This is a genomic window from Rhizobium sp. LjRoot98 (genome assembly GCF_964252935.1).
Taxonomy (GTDB): Bacteria; Pseudomonadota; Alphaproteobacteria; order Rhizobiales; family Rhizobiaceae; genus Pararhizobium.
This window is the reverse complement of sequence record NZ_CAXUPW020000002.1, coordinates 568,775-584,301: the sequence shown is the minus strand read 5'-3', so window position 1 is coordinate 584,301 and position 15,527 is coordinate 568,775. Positions and strand designations below refer to the sequence as shown.

Genomic DNA, 15,527 nt, shown 5'->3' with positions numbered 1-15,527 from the left:
CCGTCAACCGGCCTGCGACACCGTCAGCCCAAACCCCTGCAGCAGGCGGCGCGTGGTGAAATCCGGGTGTCCGGAGGTGAAGATCGCGGGATCAATGCCGTTCAAGGGCTCAAAACCATCCGGCAGCGGCACAAGACTGCGCGCCCGCCGGGCAATCGCCTCGGCCGGGTCGAGCCAGTCCACCGGCCAAGGGGCCAGGCGGCGGAAAACGTTGGCCATGAACGGATAATGCGTGCAGGCCAGCACGACGATATCGGTCTTGCGACCATCTTTCTCGACAAAACACTGCTCGATTTCGGAGAGAACCGCAGCGTCATCGATTGCCTCGCCACGAATATAGGCCTCCGCCATGCGGGCCAGATTTTCCGAACCGACGAGCCGGACATGACATTGCGTAGCGAAAGACTGGATCAGATCGCGGGTATAGGCACGCTTGACGGTTCCTGGCGTCGCCAGCACCGAAACGAGGCCGGAGCGCGTCCGCTCCGCCGCAGGCTTGATCGCCGGTACCGTGCCGACGAAGCGCATCTGAGGAAACGCTGCGCGCAGATCGGCGCCAACCAGCGTGAACGCGGTATTACAGGCGATGACGCAGATTTCAGGATCGTGCTCAGCCAGCAATCTGCCAAACAGCGAGATGACGCGCTCCTTCAGCGCCTCCTCTCCCCAGCCGCCATAAGGAAAGCCCGCATCGTCAGCGACATAGATAAAATGCCGCTCCGGCATCAGCACGCGGGCTTCGCGCAGCACGGTCAGCCCGCCGATACCGCTGTCGAAAACGAGGATGGGCTTCAGCTCAGCTGTCGTCACCGGCATCGTCAACTTTCTTGGCACGCGAATTTTCCGGCGCTCCGGCACCGCGCGGCGCCTCGCGGGTGAAACGATCGAGCGATGAGATGATGCCGCGCACCAGCCGGATTTCGGATTCGGTAAAGCCGGGGCGGGTCAGGACCGCGCGCAAATTGTCGACCAATTTCGGCTTTTTGGCGACGGGCCGGAAGTAGCCGCGCGCCTCCAGCGCCTCCTCGACATGATCGAACATGCCCTGCAACTGTTCCTTGGTTGCCGGGTTCTGCGACAGCGCCTGGAACGAGGTTTCCTCCCGCGATTCCATCGATGTCTTCAGCCATTCATAGGACATCAGGAGCACGGCTTGCGCCAGGTTAAGCGAGGCGAAGGCCGGATTGACCGGAAACGTGACGATCTCGTCGGCGAGCGCCACTTCTTCATTGGTAAGACCGGTACGTTCGCGCCCGAACAGGATGCCGGTCGCCTCGCCCATATTGAAACGGCTGCGCAGCGTCTCGGCGGCAATCAGCGGCGAGCGCACCGGCTTGTAGCCGTAGCGGTCGCGAGCCGTCGTCGCGTAGACGAAGTTGAGGTCGGCAATTGCTTCCGGCAGCGTGTCATAGACCTTGGCCGCATCGATGACATGATCGGCCCGGCTCGCCGCAGAACGTGCCTTTTCGCTCGGCCAGCCATCGCGCGGACTGACCAGACGCAGTTCCGAAAGCCCGAAATTGGCCATGGCACGCGCCACCATGCCGATGTTCTCGCCAAGCTGCGGATGCACCAGAATGATTGCTGGTCCTTCGGTCAGAAGCACGCGCTCGCTGTTGGTTCCTGCCATTCCGGTACTTTCGTCTCTGTTTTGCGTCTGGATTTCAGCGCTTCCTTGCACAGATGCGCGGATTTTGAAAGCCGCAGCCCACAACGGTCTATTCTGGCGTGCTGGCGCCCTGGCTGGCAATCGCCTGCAACTCGCTCTTGAGCGAGCCAGTTTCACCGGCGCGGATGATGTCGTCAATGACGGCCTTGCCGCCTTCCTCGATCACCATGAAATGCAGTTCGCTCGGCTTCCAGTCGGCTGCGCGCTCACCAAAACAATGGGTATTGTCGAAGGTGACCGTGACATCGCTCTTGCCGTCCGTCTCCGGGCCGGCAACGACCAACAGATCCTTGATCGAGCAGCTGTCCTGACCACTGACGATCACATCATAATCAAACGGCGAATCGCCTTCGTCATAGGCCGGGAATTTTGCCGCCTCGCGATAGGCCTTGACGAAATCCTGGCTGTAGATACGGCCAAGACGCGCCTCGGAAAAATAATCCTCGCCCGGCTGTGCCTCCTCCGCCCAGCCCTTGACGGCTTCCTGCATGATTTCATTGACCGGCGCTGCGGGGTCGCCTGCGTGCGCAGCCGAAAACGTGCAGCAAGCCAGAACAACAAGTGCGAACCGTTTCATCCATCATCTCCTGATCTCAGATGCACGACATTTCAGATGCGCGACCGGCGCTCCGGCGCCAGAGAATTTGCGTCTGCTCATAATCAAATTCGCTTCGACACGCGAGGCCGCAATGATGCGGTGTACCAATCATCGTCAGGGGTTGGTCAATGTAGTATCAGGCTAATACCTTGCCAGAGACCGGCCGTGGCATCCTGACATCGTCAGCAACCCGATGGAGGATACGATGGGCGGCAAGAAAATTCTAATGATCTGCGGCGATTTCACAGAGGACTACGAGACGATGGTGCCATTCCAGGCGTTGCTCGCCGTTGGCCATACGGTTCATGCCATCTGCCCGGGCAAGACGGCGGGCCAGCAGATTGCCACGGCCATCCATGACTTCGAAGGTGATCAGACCTACTCGGAAAAGCGTGGTCACAATTTTACCCTGAACGCGACCTTTGCCGACACCAAGGTCGAGAGCTACGACGCGCTGGTCATTCCCGGTGGCCGGGCGCCGGAATATCTGCGGCTCGATGCGAACGTCATCGCCATGGTCCGCCACTTCTTCGAGGCGAACAAGCCAGTGGCTGCCATTTGCCATGGCGCACAATTGCTGTCGGCCGCAGGCGTGCTGAAGGGCCGGACATGCTCCGCCTACCCCGCCTGCCGTTTCGACGTTGAGCTTGCCGGTGGTCATTATGCCGAAATCCCGGTCGATCAGGCTGTGACTGACGGTAATCTGGTATCGGCACCCGCCTGGCCCGCGCATCCGGCCTGGATCGGTCAGTTCCTGACTGTTCTGGGAACCGAGATTCGCCACAATACGCCATTGACGCGCTCGGCTGCCTGACATCGGTCTTGCCAAACCGCATCGAAGGGTGAACATTTCAAGCCGGAGTTCTGGGAGGAACGGATGTGCAGACTATTCATCGGCGCCGACCCGGCGCTCTGGCAAAGTGTGACCCGCTCGGTGCGGATCGATGGCGTGGCGACAAGCATCCGGCTTGAAAGCTTCTTCTGGTCCATCCTCGACGATATCGGCGACCGCGACGGCATGTCGGTCGGCCGCCTGATCGGGCGGCTCTATATCGAATCGCTCGGCGAAGGCCATCCACCGGAAAACTTCACATCCTTCCTGCGGGTTTGCTGCGGCCGCTATCTCGCCCTGCAGCTTGATGGCCTGGTGCCAACCGACCGGCATACGCCCATTGCCGCGCTCGATGCGGAAAGCATCCTTGTTCGCGAGGAAAGATGTTATGCAAAGCCCCGCGCCGCGGATTTCCCGCGCGCTATCCGCGGCCATTGAACACAGGTTTTGCAATCGGAAGGAAACGCACGCGGAATCACGCGTGTATGTCTTTGCCTGTGGTGAACTGGATGCTATAGGGGCGCCAACCCGTTTCCATCCAACCCCATGCAGAGGTTTGCAACATGACAAAGATCAAGGTCGCCAATCCAGTCGTCGAGCTCGACGGCGATGAAATGACCCGCATCATCTGGCAGTTCATCAAGGAAAAGCTGATCCATCCGTACCTGGATATCGATCTGGAATACTACGACCTTGGCATGGAAAACCGCGATGCGACCAACGATCAGGTGACGATCGATAGCGCCAATGCCATCAAGAAGCACGGTGTCGGTGTCAAGTGTGCAACGATCACCCCGGACGAAGCCCGCGTCGAGGAATTCGGCCTGAAGAAGATGTGGAAGTCGCCGAACGGCACGATCCGCAACATCCTGGGCGGCGTTATCTTCCGCGAGCCGATCATCTGCAAGAACGTCCCGCGCCTTGTTCCGGGCTGGACCAAGCCGATCATCGTCGGCCGTCACGCCTTCGGCGACCAGTACCGCGCCACCGACTTCAAGTTCCCCGGCAAGGGCAAGCTGACGATGAAGTTCGTCGGCGAGGACGGCACCGAAATCGAGCACGAAGTCTATGACGCCCCGGCAGCCGGCGTTGCCATGGGCATGTACAACCTTGACGAATCAATCACTGATTTCGCCCGCGCATCGCTGAACTACGGCCTGCAGCGCGGCGTTCCGGTCTATCTCTCGACCAAGAACACTATCCTCAAGGTCTATGACGGCCGCTTCAAGGATATCTTCCAGGCTGTCTTCGACGCCGAATTCGCCGACAAGTTCAAGGAAGCCAAGATCTGGTACGAACATCGCCTGATCGACGACATGGTCGCTTCGGCGCTCAAGTGGTCCGGCGGTTACGTCTGGGCCTGCAAGAACTATGACGGCGACGTTCAGTCCGACATCGTCGCACAGGGTTTTGGCTCTCTCGGCCTGATGACCTCGGTTCTGATGACGCCGGATGGCCAGACGGTCGAAGCCGAAGCCGCCCACGGCACGGTGACCCGTCACTACCGCCAGCACCAGAAGGGCGAGGAAACATCGACCAACTCGATCGCCTCGATCTTCGCCTGGACCCGTGGCCTTGCTCACCGCGCCAAGCTCGACAACAACGCGGAACTCGCCCGCTTTGCTGACACTCTGGAAAAAGTCTGCGTTGACACCGTCGAGAGCGGCTTCATGACCAAGGATCTGGCGCTGCTGATCGGCCCAGACCAGCCGTGGCTCTCGACCACCGGCTTCCTCGACAAGATCGACGAGAACCTGAAGAAGGCAATGGTTGCCTGATCAAGCCACACTGGAATGAACTGAGAAACCCGGCCATGTGCCGGGTTTTTTATTGGAACCTTTTCGTCAGCGAACCGTTCGCGAAGTGAGCCCTTCCGCATGCTGCACTGCACGCACCCTCCTTCCAAAAGATTGTGACCGCAGATCAATGAACAGTTCCTCCGACAAACCCCATAGCCACCTTCCCCGCATTGCCCTGGTATCAACTCATGGCTATGTCGCCGCCGAACCGCCGCTGGGTGCCGCCGATACCGGCGGTCAGGTGGTCTATGTCATCGAACTCGCCCGCAAGCTGGCGCTGCTCGGCCATGAGGTCGACATCTATACACGCCGGTTCGAGGACCAACCGGAGTTTGACGAAGTTGACGAGCGTGTGCGGGTAATCCGCATCCCCTGCGGCGGCAACGATTTCATACCGAAGGAATATCTCTACAAACACCTGATGGAATGGTGCGAAAATGCCGTCCGTTTCGTTCGCAGGAACGATTTCACCTATACGCTGATCAACAGCCACTATTGGGACGCGGGTATCGCCGGCCAGCGCATGTCCGAAGCGCTCGGTGTCACCCATATCCACACGCCGCATTCGCTTGGCCTGTGGAAGAAGCGCCAGATGGAGACGGACTATCCGGACAAGGCGGCGGAGTTCGACAAGGAATTCAATTTTTCCGAGCGCATCAAGCATGAACTGATCATCTATCGCTCCTGCAGCATGGTGATCGCCACGACGCCGATCCAGGTAGAGATGCTGGTCAACGACTACAATCTGCCGCGCGACCGTGTGCATATGATTCCGCCCGGCTATGATGACAACCGCTTCTTTCCCGTTTCCAGGGCAACGCGCGAAATGGCCCGCCAGCGGTTCGGCTTCGAAGGCAAGGTGGTGATGGCCATGGGCCGCCTGGCCACGAACAAGGGGTATGATCTTCTGATCGACGGTTTTTCCGTGCTGGCCGAGCGCGAGCCGGAAGCGCGCCTGCATCTGGCAGTCGGCGGCGAAAACATGGACCCGCAGGAGGCGGGTATTCTTGATGAATTGAAGCAACGCGTGGCAGCCCTTGGACTGGACGGCAAGGTGGTGTTTTCCGGTTTCGTCGCTGATGACGATCTGCCCGACTTTTACCGTGCCGCCGATATCTTCGTCCTATCCAGCCGTTACGAACCCTTCGGCATGACTGCGATCGAGGCGATGGCCAGCGGCACCCCGACCATCATTACGGTTCATGGCGGATTGTTCCGCGCCGTCAGCTATGGCCGGCATGCGTTGTTTGCCGATCCGTTCGACAAATACGATCTTGGCATCACGATGATGAAGCCGTTGAAACACGAGCGGCTCTACGGCCGTTTGTCGCGCATGGGCGCCCACAAGGCACGCAGCCTGTTTACCTGGACCGGCATTGCCCAGCAGCTCATCGGTGTCGTCGAGGGACGGCCGATGCCGCAGGCAATGGATGATAATGAATGGGCGGAACCATGGACGGACGGAGATTGAGGCCGATTCGGCTGTTCTGCAGCGACATCGATGGCACGTTGGCAGGAAACAGAGAGGCTGAAGCGCGATTTCGCGATGCCTGGCTTGGTCTTGCGCCAGACAAACGGCCACTACTGGTGTTCAACAGCGGCCGGCTGATCGACGATCAAAAAGCGTTTGTCGCCACCACGGCATTGCCACGGCCCGATATCTATATCGGCGGAGTGGGAACGATGCTGGACAACGCGAAAGAACCATCTCATGCGGCGCTTTATTCGCGCGCCATCGGCGCCGGGTTTGACCATGAACGGATCAACAGGGCGTTATCCAGTGTTCCGGACATCATCTTCCAGCCGGACATGTATCAGCACGCCCAGAAATCCAGCTGGTATCTGCACGATGCCGATGCTGCGACCTTGGCCAGCATAGAGGAAAAACTGGCAGGCGCCGGAATTGCCGCCCGCCTGGTCTACTCCAGCAAACGAGACCTCGACATCCTGCCTGACGGTGTTGACAAGGGCGCCGCCCTCTGCTGGCTATGCCGCCAGCTCGGGTTGTCGCATGAAGACGTGGTGGTGGCTGGCGATACCGACAATGACCGCAGCATGTTTGCGCTTCTCGGTGCTCGCGGCATCGTGGTGGGTAACGCCTTGGATGAGCTGAAATCCATCGCCGGAGACCGCCCGGATATCTATGGCAGCAGCGGAAAATTTGCCGATGGCGTGCTGGAAGGCCTGCAGCATTGGGGGCTTTTCAGCACGCCTTGATGGAATCAAGCAACGTCTACAATTAATCCATTAGCCGGCTTATGGAAAAACGATACCCGGCAGCGAATTTCCACCGGGTATCCACGACAATTTACTTCACGGGCAGATAGATGTCCGTCAACAGCTCTTTCGGAGCAGCATCCCGGGGATTGTTGATGTATTCCTCGAACCTCACCGTATCGCGGACCTCCCGGCCCGATGATGGCAGCCATTCGCCATACAGCCACTGATAGGCCTTGTGCATATCGGCATACGGCCCCTTGTGCCGCAACACCGCATACTCGCCACCCTCCAGATGCTTTCGCACCAGCGGCTCATCAGCCGGAACGTGCTGCCCTTCTGTTACACAGGCAAAGGAGCGCAGCTTATCCTCCGCCACCAGATCCGGATCATCCAGATAGATGCCGACCATCTTCATGTCCTGCCGGTAAAGCTTGCGTGCCTGCAGCGTGCCGCCGAGCGTTTCGAAAGCACGGCCGATACCCATATAGGAACCGGTATGGCTGACCCCGGTGAGCTCACGCGGGGCAATCGTTTTCATCGTCACATTGTACATTTCGCCAAATCCTTTGCCGTTTGCCGATTGAAAGACAGTATGGCTGCCCTCTCTCCGGTACCGGGCCGGCGGCATGCCGAACACCGATTTGAAAATCCGGGTGAAGGATTGGAGATTGGGATAGCCGGTCCGTCTTGCGATTTCCTCGACAGAAAGGCTCGTCTGCACCAGATCACCCGCCGCCCGATGCAGTCTCAGCCGCTTGACGGTCGTTGCCAGCGTTTCGCCGTGCACGGCCCGGTAGACCCGGTGCCAGTGATGCGGCGACATGCAGGCAATATCCGAGAGCCGATCAAGATCGAGCTCTTCGTCCAGGTGATCGTAAATATAGGCCGATACGCGCCGCAAACGCTGTTCGTAAACCGCCCAGATGCTGTCTTCCTTCATGCCGATCCTCATACAAGCCGAACAAACGGACAGAACCACATCCAGATTTGACAAATCCTGCGAAGTTGGCTGCACCGATTTCAACACGGGAAAAGCAATTGGCCAAAGAAAAACCGGGCCATTCAGCCCGGTTTTCAAATATAAGCAATGAGACGGAAACTGGATTATCCGGCGAGTGCGGCGCTCACCGCCGCGATCGCTTCCGCAGCTTTGTCACCATCCGGACCGCCGGCCTGCGCCATGTCGGCGCGGCCGCCACCACCCTTGCCGCCGAGCGCTGCCGAGGCAATCCGAACGAGGTCGACGGCGCTGAAACGCGACGTCAGATCGTCGGTTACGGCCACTACGGCGCTTGCCTTGCCATCCGCAGAGACGCCAACGAAGGTAACAACACCAGAACCGAGGCTCGTCTTGCCATCGTCGGCAAGGCTCTTCAGGTCCTTCGGCTCGACACCGGTAACAACCTTTCCAAGGAACTTGACGCCGCCGATATCCTGCACCTGATCGGCAGAACCACCGGCATCGCCACCGCCGAGCGCCAGCTTCTTCTTGGCCTCGTTCAGTTCGCGCTCCAGCTTGCGGCGCTCGTCCATCAGCGTTTCAACGCGGGTCAGAACGTCTGCAGGCTGAACCTTCAGCGTTGTTGCCAGTGTCTTGACCCGCTCGTCCTGCTCGTTGAGGTAAGCCAGCGCCGATACGCCGGTCAGGGCTTCCAGACGGCGAACACCGGAACCAACGGCACTTTCGCCGACGATGCGCACAAGGCCGATCTCGCCGGTGGCGCCGACATGGGTGCCGCCGCAGAGTTCAACCGAGTAAGGACGGTTGGCCTTGGCGCCATGAATGCCCTGCCCCATCGACACGACACGCACTTCATCGCCGTATTTTTCGCCGAACAGCGCCATCGCGCCTTCGGCAATCGCATCATCGACGCTCATCAGCCGCGTCGTGACTGGCGCGTTCTGCACGATGATCTCGTTGGCCATGTCCTCGACGATCTTCAGCTCTTCGGCCGTCATCGGCTTCGGATGCGAAACGTCGAAGCGCAGGCGCTCCGGCGCAACCAGCGAGCCCTTCTGCGCCACATGGGTGCCAAGCACTTCGCGCAGCGCTTCATGCAGCAGATGAGTGGCCGAATGGTTGGCGCGCAGGCGCGAACGGCGGGCGTGGTCGACGTTCAGTGCCGCTGCGTCACCAACCTTGACCGTGCCGTCTTCAACGACGCAGGAATGCACGAACAGGCCCTCGCCGCGCTTCTGCACGTCGGTGACCGTCAGCTTTGCATGATCGGTGGAGATTACGCCGGTATCGCCCATCTGGCCGCCGGATTCGCCGTAGAATGGTGTCTGGTTGAGAACCAGCTGGACCGTATCGCCTTTCGAGGCGGTGTCGATCGCCTTGCCATCGCGCACGATCGCCTGGACGACACCTTCTGCCGTCTCGGTGTCGTAACCGAGGAACTCTGTGGCACCGAGCTTTTCCTTCAGCTCGTACCAGATCGTTTCCGTTGCCTTGTCACCGGAGCCGGACCAGGACGCACGGGCTTCAGCCTTCTGGCGCTCCATGGCCGCCGTGAACGCCTCGGTATCGACGCCGATACCCCGGCTACGCAAGGCATCCTGCGTCAGGTCAAGCGGGAAGCCGTACGTATCGTAGAGCTTGAAGGCCGTCTCGCCGTTCAGCTGGTCGCCCTCGGCAAGATCGAGCGTGGCATCCGACAACAGGCCGAGGCCGCGTTCCAGCGTCTTGCGGAACCGGGTCTCTTCCAGCTTCAAGGTTTCCGAAATCAGGGATTCCGCCCGAACGAGTTCCGGGTAAGCACGGCCCATCTGGCCGATCAGCGCCGGCAGCAGCCGCCACATCAACGGGTCACGGGCACCCAGCAACTGGGCGTGGCGCATGGCACGGCGCATGATCCGGCGCAGCACATAGCCACGGCCTTCGTTCGACGGCAGAACGCCATCGGCGATCAGGAATGCGGACGCCCGCAGATGGTCGGCGATGACGCGGTGGCTGGCGCGGCGGTCGCCTTCAGCCTTGACGCCGGTCGCCTCTTCCGAGGCAGCGATCAAGGCGCGGAACAGGTCGATATCATAATTGTCATGCTTGCCCTGCAACAGAGCAGCAACGCGCTCGAGGCCCATGCCGGTGTCGATCGACGGACGCGGCAGATCGACCCGTTCTTCCTTCGTCACTTGCTCGTACTGCATGAAGACAAGGTTCCAGATTTCGATGAACCGGTCGCCGTCTTCATCCTTGGAACCGGGAGGTCCACCCCAGATATGATCGCCGTGATCGTAGAAGATCTCGGAACATGGCCCGCAGGGGCCGGTATCGCCCATCGCCCAGAAATTGTCGCTGGTCGGGATCCGGATGATCCGGTCGTCAGTCAGGCCGGCAATCTTCTTCCACAGGCCAAAAGCCTCGTCATCGGTGTGGTAAACGGTGACCAAAAGCCGCTTGGCATCGATGCCGAAATCCTTGGTGATCAGGTTCCAGGCAAGCTCGATCGCCCGCTCCTTGAAATAATCGCCGAAGGAAAAATTACCGAGCATTTCGAAGAAGGTGTGGTGGCGCGCGGTATAGCCGACATTGTCGAGGTCATTATGCTTGCCCCCGGCGCGCACGCATTTCTGCGCGGTCGCAGCCGTCGAATAGGGGCGCTGCTCCAGACCGGTGAAAACGTTCTTGAACTGAACCATGCCGGCATTGGTGAACATCAGGGTCGGATCGTTGCGCGGAACCAGCGGGCTCGACGATACAACCTCATGGCCGTTCTTCTTGAAGTAGTCGAGGAACGTCGACCGGATTTCATTCACGCCGCTCATATTGCGCCCTTATCTCTTGCATCGGACCGTCCGCAGCCTGCCTGACTGAGCCGCGAACCGGAAAACTTTTGAAAATCGCGGATCACCGGACATCCGCCGACCCTCTCCCGCCCCATTGGAACACAGGCTTTTATCGTCCGGGCCAATCCCTGTCCAGACGGCAAAAGAAAACCGGCCGCTCGGATTAAGGAGCGGCCGGCCAACATCAAGTCGAAATCAGGTAATCTTATGCCAGAGCGGCATCATCGTCGTCGTCACCGGCTTCGGGGCCACCATTTTCCAGGAATTTTTCGGCGATCAGGCCGGCATTCTGGCGCAGCGACAGTTCGATCTCCCTTGCCGTATCCGGATTGTCACGCAGGAACGACTTGGCGTTCTCGCGGCCCTGACCAAGCCGCTGGCTATTATAGGAGAACCACGCACCCGACTTCTCGACGATGCCGGCCTTGACGCCGAGATCGACCAGTTCACCGGTCTTGGACACGCCCTCACCATACATGATGTCGAATTCGACCTGCTTGAAGGGCGGCGCCATCTTGTTCTTGACGACCTTGACGCGCGTCTGGTTGCCGATGACTTCCTCACGCTCCTTGACGGCGCCGATGCGGCGGATGTCGAGGCGAACGGAGGCATAAAACTTCAGGGCGTTACCACCTGTCGTCGTTTCAGGCGAACCGAACATCACGCCGATCTTCATGCGGATCTGGTTGATGAAGATGACCATGCAGTTCGACTTCGAGATCGACGCGGTCAGCTTGCGCAGCGCCTGGCTCATCAGACGGGCCTGCAGACCCGGCAGGCTGTCGCCCATTTCACCTTCGATTTCAGCGCGCGGTACAAGGGCTGCGACCGAATCGACGACGAGAACGTCGATGGCGCCGGAACGCACCAGTGTATCGGTGATTTCCAGAGCCTGCTCACCGGTATCCGGTTGCGAGATCAAAAGATTTTCGAGATCGACGCCAAGCTTGCGGGCATAGACCGGATCGAGCGCATGTTCGGCATCGACAAAGGCGCAAATGCCGCCCTTCTTCTGGGCTTCAGCAATCGTCTGCAGTGCCAGCGTCGTCTTGCCCGAGCTTTCCGGTCCGTAGATTTCGATGACGCGCCCCTTGGGCAGTCCGCCGATACCAAGCGCAATATCGAGGCTCAGCGAGCCCGTCGAAACGGTTTCGATTTCGACTATGCTGTCTTTTCCACCGAGCTTCATGATCGATCCCTTGCCGAACGAGCGTTCGATCTGGGAGAGTGCCGCTTCAAGTGCCTTGCTTTTATCCACCGATTTGTCCTCTACAAGCCGCAAAGAGTTTTGTGCCATGTGATCCACCTTTAGGTTATGGAGCCTGCCGAGGCAATGAAGCTGCCGATGAAAGCTATGTACACTTTTTGTTCTCATTTCGCAAGAGTTATCTATCGACTTGAATCGACAACATAAATGGATGCATGTTCTTTTCTTGTTCCGGGAATTTCGTATTCTGCAGAAATAACTGAAACTAAAGACATATCAACCTCGCAGCCCACCGAATCGCTTAGGAGCGGCACACAGGAAAACGCATGACAGGCAGACAAGTTTCCATCTTTGGCGGCGCGCATATCGATCGCCGGGCTCGTATTTTCGGCACTACCGTGCCGGGATCAAGCAATCCCGGCAGCTGGTTCGAAGAGGCCGGCGGCGGCGGGTTCAATGCCGCCCGCAACCTTGCGCGGCTTGGACTTGACGTACGTATGATCAGCCCGCGCGGCGGCGATGCCGTTGGCGAAATGGTCGCCCGGGCAGCGAACGAAGCCGGAGTTATCGATTGCCCGTTCATCTTCCTTGACCGCAAGACGCCAAGCTACACGGCTATTCTGGAGAACGACGGTAATCTCGTGATCGCGCTTGCCGACATGGAGCTTTACCGGCTGTTTTCTCCAAGGCGATTGCAGCAGAAAGCCATGCGCGAGATTATTTCGTCGAGCGATCTGATCGTCACAGATGCGAACCTCCCCGAGGAGACGCTGACCGCTCTGGTTGCCCGTGCGAATACCGAATCAAAACCGGTCGCCGCCATCGCCATTTCGCCGGCGAAAGTGACGCGGCTGGTGAAAAGCCTGCCAGGGCTCAACTTTCTCTTCATGAACGAGGCAGAGGCGCGTGCGTTGACGGGCCGCGATAGTGAGGCGGCGGCGGAATGGCCCATTATGCTCCAGGCGGCCGGCCTGTCCGGCGGCGTCATCACTCGTGGCGGCAAGCCCGCGATTGCCTTTCAGGACGGGCGAACGGTGACGGTGGCACCACCACAACTTGATGCACTTGCCGACGTCACGGGCGCCGGCGATTCGCTTGCGGCCGGTTTCCTGTCGGCCTATGTCGAAGGCAAAGCGCTCGACATATGCCTTCGCTCCGGTGTTGCCGCCGCCGGTATCACCGTGCGTTCGCCGCTTGCCGTATCGGAAAAAATGTCGCGGCCGATGCTCGATGAAGCGATTCGGCTTGTGCCACCAGCCGAAATCCTGTCATGAACGCGCCTTAAAACGCCAAAAAGGATCTGCGATGACCAAGCCCTTCTCCCCCCTGCTTCCGATGGAATATTCCAGCGAAGTCGCGGCCGCCAAGGCCCGCGGCGCAGCCATCGTCGCCCTGGAATCGACCATCATCACCCATGGCATGCCCTTCCCCGGCAACCTCAACATGGCCCGCAGCGTCGAGGCGATCATCCGCGAGGAAGGCGCCGTACCGGCCACGATCGCGGTCATCGACGGCGTCCTGCATATCGGCCTTGAAGATGCACAACTGGAGGCTTTGGCACAGACGGAAGGGGCGATGAAACTGTCGCGCGCCGATCTCGCCTTTGCGATCGCCGAGCGCCGCACCGGTGCCACCACCGTTGCCGCGACAATGATCGCGGCTGCCCGTGCCGGTATCCGCGTTTTTGCCACCGGTGGCATCGGCGGTGTGCATCGCAAGGCCGAAGAGAGCTTTGACATTTCTGCCGACCTCGATGAGCTCGCCCACACTGGCGTCATCGTCGTCTGCGCCGGCGCAAAAGCCATCCTCGATATTCCAAAGACGCTGGAAGTTCTGGAAACACGCGGGGTTCCGGTGGTCACCTATGACAGCGAAATCTTCCCGGCTTTCTGGTCGCGCGATAGTGGCCTGAAAAGCCCGTTGATGCTCAACAGCCCGGCCGCGATTGCCAATTTCCAGAAAATGCGCGACCTGCTCGGCGTCGACGGCGGCATGCTGATTGCCAACCCGGTGCCGGAGGCCAGCGAAATCCCGCGCGACGAGATGGAAATCTACATCACCCGGGCGCTCGACAATGCCGAGCGCGACGAGATTTCCGGCAAGAAGGTCACGCCTTACCTGCTCGACAGCATTTTCGGCCTGACCGACGGCCGCAGCCTCGAGACCAATATCGCGCTGGTCGAAAACAATGCCCGGCTTGCAGCCGAGATTGCCGTCGCACTGGTCTGAGTCAAATCGATCATCGGAAAAATCGGGGGCTGGCTACCGGCCCCCGATGCGTCAGCCCTGCCGCCCTGCCCGAGCCAGCCCGTGCGCGATCAGCCGGTCGATGATTTCGGCATAGGCAATTCCGCTTGCGGCCAAAGCCTTGGCATACATGCTGATATCGGTAAAACCGGGGATAGTGTTGACCTCGTTGATGACAGCACTCATATCCGCCCGCACGAAAAAATCGACACGGGCCATGCCGTCACAGCCAAGCGCCCTGAAAGCGTCTTGCGCCATTGATCTCAGCTTTTCAGCGATTTCGTCCGGCAACAGAGCCGGAATACTGAGAATGGCACCGTCGGGGTCGATGTATTTGGCATCGTAGCTATAAAAGCCATGGCCGCCGGCGGGGATGATTTCTCCTGGAAGCGAGGCGATCAGCGTGCCGTCAACTTGCTCAAGAACACTAAATTCGATCTCCCGCCCCTGAATGAACTCCTCGACGAGGATTTTCTGATCGTGGCGGAAGCCTTCCGCGAGTGCTGTCCGGAAATCGTCTTGCGTTCGAGCCTTGCTGACACCCACCGACGACCCCTGCCGGGCGGGCTTGACGAAAACCGTCGGCCCTAGCGCTGCAACGACTTCATCGAAAGAGGGTGCGTCGCCCCGGTGGAACGTCAGTGAACGCGCCACCGGCAATCCCGCTTCGCTTAACAGGCGCTTGGCCACATCCTTGTCGATTGCAGTCGCCGATCCCAGAATGCCGCAGCCGGCAAACGGCACCATCGCGACCTCGGCAAGCCCCTGCACTGAGCCATCTTCGCCATGCGGCCCATGCAAAACCGGAAACAGGATATCGACCGGTGGCAGTTCACGGATACTTCCAGCTTCGGGAACGGCGAAAAGCCGACCACGGCCGCCGGGCAAAAGGCAAACCTGCGTGTTCACTGTGGGGAGCGGATGGGGCAAGCCCCTGTCGAGCAACTCATGCAGGAGCCATTTTCCCTGATGGTCGATCAGAATGGGCACGACATCGTATTTTTCAGTGTCGAGCGCCTTGAATACGTTGCGTGCCGACAGAATCGAAACATCATGTTCGGCAGAACGGCCACCAAAAAGAACTGCAATCCTTAGCTTTGAATTCATTCGTGCGCTCGCAAAATCGGGAGATTGAACGCTACGCTTGAACCAGAGGGCGAACCCCT

Annotated in this window: 14 protein-coding genes; 7 read left to right on the top strand and 7 right to left on the bottom strand. The window is 59.5% G+C overall.

The window, feature by feature from the left end; translation table 11 throughout:
* Positions 1–3: 3 nt before the first annotated feature.
* The 3 genes from murI to ACSQ3J_RS11335 all read right to left on the bottom strand — a co-directional run bounded on the left by murI (position 4) and on the right by ACSQ3J_RS11335 (position 2,246).
* Positions 4–810: a glutamate racemase gene (gene murI / locus ACSQ3J_RS11345; RefSeq protein ID WP_112834688.1), complete on the bottom strand. Its 807-nt coding sequence runs from the start codon at positions 808–810 to the stop codon at positions 4–6.
* Positions 797–1,630, bottom strand: coding sequence for an RNA methyltransferase (locus ACSQ3J_RS11340; protein ID WP_037095636.1), 834 nt, complete (start codon positions 1,628–1,630; stop codon positions 797–799). Before ACSQ3J_RS11340 ends, murI begins: the two co-directional genes overlap by 14 nt.
* Before the next feature lie 88 nt (positions 1,631–1,718).
* Entirely contained in the window at positions 1,719–2,246 is a 528-nt protein-coding gene (locus ACSQ3J_RS11335) for a hypothetical protein (RefSeq protein ID WP_060505536.1), read from the bottom strand.
* A 226-nt stretch (positions 2,247–2,472) separates the two neighbouring features.
* Here ACSQ3J_RS11335 and ACSQ3J_RS11330 point away from each other — a divergent pair, with 226 nt between their 5' ends.
* The 5 genes from ACSQ3J_RS11330 to ACSQ3J_RS11310 all read left to right on the top strand — a co-directional run bounded on the left by ACSQ3J_RS11330 (position 2,473) and on the right by ACSQ3J_RS11310 (position 7,115).
* A complete protein-coding gene (locus ACSQ3J_RS11330) occupies positions 2,473–3,081 on the top strand; it encodes a DJ-1/PfpI family protein (protein WP_060505537.1) in 609 nt (202 codons plus the stop codon).
* 63 nt (positions 3,082–3,144) lie between these two features.
* Positions 3,145–3,537, top strand: coding sequence for a ribbon-helix-helix domain-containing protein (locus ACSQ3J_RS11325; RefSeq protein WP_060505538.1), 393 nt, complete (start codon positions 3,145–3,147; stop codon positions 3,535–3,537).
* A gap of 125 nt (positions 3,538–3,662) precedes the next feature.
* Complete coding sequence (locus tag ACSQ3J_RS11320; protein WP_060505539.1) at positions 3,663–4,877, top strand: NADP-dependent isocitrate dehydrogenase; 1,215 nt, start codon at positions 3,663–3,665, stop codon at positions 4,875–4,877.
* A gap of 148 nt (positions 4,878–5,025) precedes the next feature.
* Positions 5,026–6,369, top strand: coding sequence for a glycosyltransferase family 4 protein (locus tag ACSQ3J_RS11315; RefSeq protein WP_060505540.1), 1,344 nt, complete (start codon positions 5,026–5,028; stop codon positions 6,367–6,369).
* On the top strand, positions 6,339–7,115 hold the full coding sequence (locus tag ACSQ3J_RS11310) for an HAD-IIB family hydrolase (RefSeq protein ID WP_436039101.1): 777 nt from the start codon (positions 6,339–6,341) through the stop codon (positions 7,113–7,115). Before ACSQ3J_RS11315 ends, ACSQ3J_RS11310 begins: the two co-directional genes overlap by 31 nt.
* 91 nt (positions 7,116–7,206) lie before the next feature.
* Here the strand turns inward: ACSQ3J_RS11310 and ACSQ3J_RS11305 are convergent, their stop codons facing one another.
* From ACSQ3J_RS11305 to recA, 3 genes are all read right to left on the bottom strand, one after another.
* A complete protein-coding gene (locus ACSQ3J_RS11305) occupies positions 7,207–8,058 on the bottom strand; it encodes an AraC family transcriptional regulator (protein ID WP_060505542.1) in 852 nt (283 codons plus the stop codon).
* A 164-nt stretch (positions 8,059–8,222) separates the two neighbouring features.
* Positions 8,223–10,886 carry an alanine--tRNA ligase gene (alaS, locus tag ACSQ3J_RS11300; protein ID WP_436039100.1) on the bottom strand — a complete coding sequence of 888 codons (2,664 nt, stop codon included), beginning with the start codon at positions 10,884–10,886 and terminating at the stop codon, positions 8,223–8,225.
* Between the two features lie 226 nt (positions 10,887–11,112).
* The gene (gene recA, locus ACSQ3J_RS11295; RefSeq protein ID WP_060505544.1) at positions 11,113–12,204 is read right to left on the bottom strand and encodes a recombinase RecA; all 1,092 of its coding nucleotides are present in this window, start codon (positions 12,202–12,204) and stop codon (positions 11,113–11,115) included.
* 236 nt (positions 12,205–12,440) lie between these two features.
* Here recA and ACSQ3J_RS11290 point away from each other — a divergent pair, with 236 nt between their 5' ends.
* Both ACSQ3J_RS11290 and ACSQ3J_RS11285 read left to right on the top strand, forming a co-directional pair.
* Entirely contained in the window at positions 12,441–13,388 is a 948-nt protein-coding gene (locus ACSQ3J_RS11290; protein ID WP_060505545.1) for a carbohydrate kinase family protein, read from the top strand.
* Between the two features lie 31 nt (positions 13,389–13,419).
* Positions 13,420–14,343, top strand: a complete 924-nt coding sequence (locus tag ACSQ3J_RS11285; RefSeq protein ID WP_060505546.1) for a pseudouridine-5'-phosphate glycosidase — start codon at positions 13,420–13,422, stop codon at positions 14,341–14,343.
* Positions 14,344–14,394: 51 nt separating this feature from the next.
* On the opposite strand, the gene ACSQ3J_RS11280 is transcribed toward ACSQ3J_RS11285, so the two are convergent.
* Complete coding sequence (locus tag ACSQ3J_RS11280; protein ID WP_060505547.1) at positions 14,395–15,468, bottom strand: D-alanine--D-alanine ligase family protein; 1,074 nt, start codon at positions 15,466–15,468, stop codon at positions 14,395–14,397.
* Between the last annotated feature and the right edge of the window lie 59 nt (positions 15,469–15,527).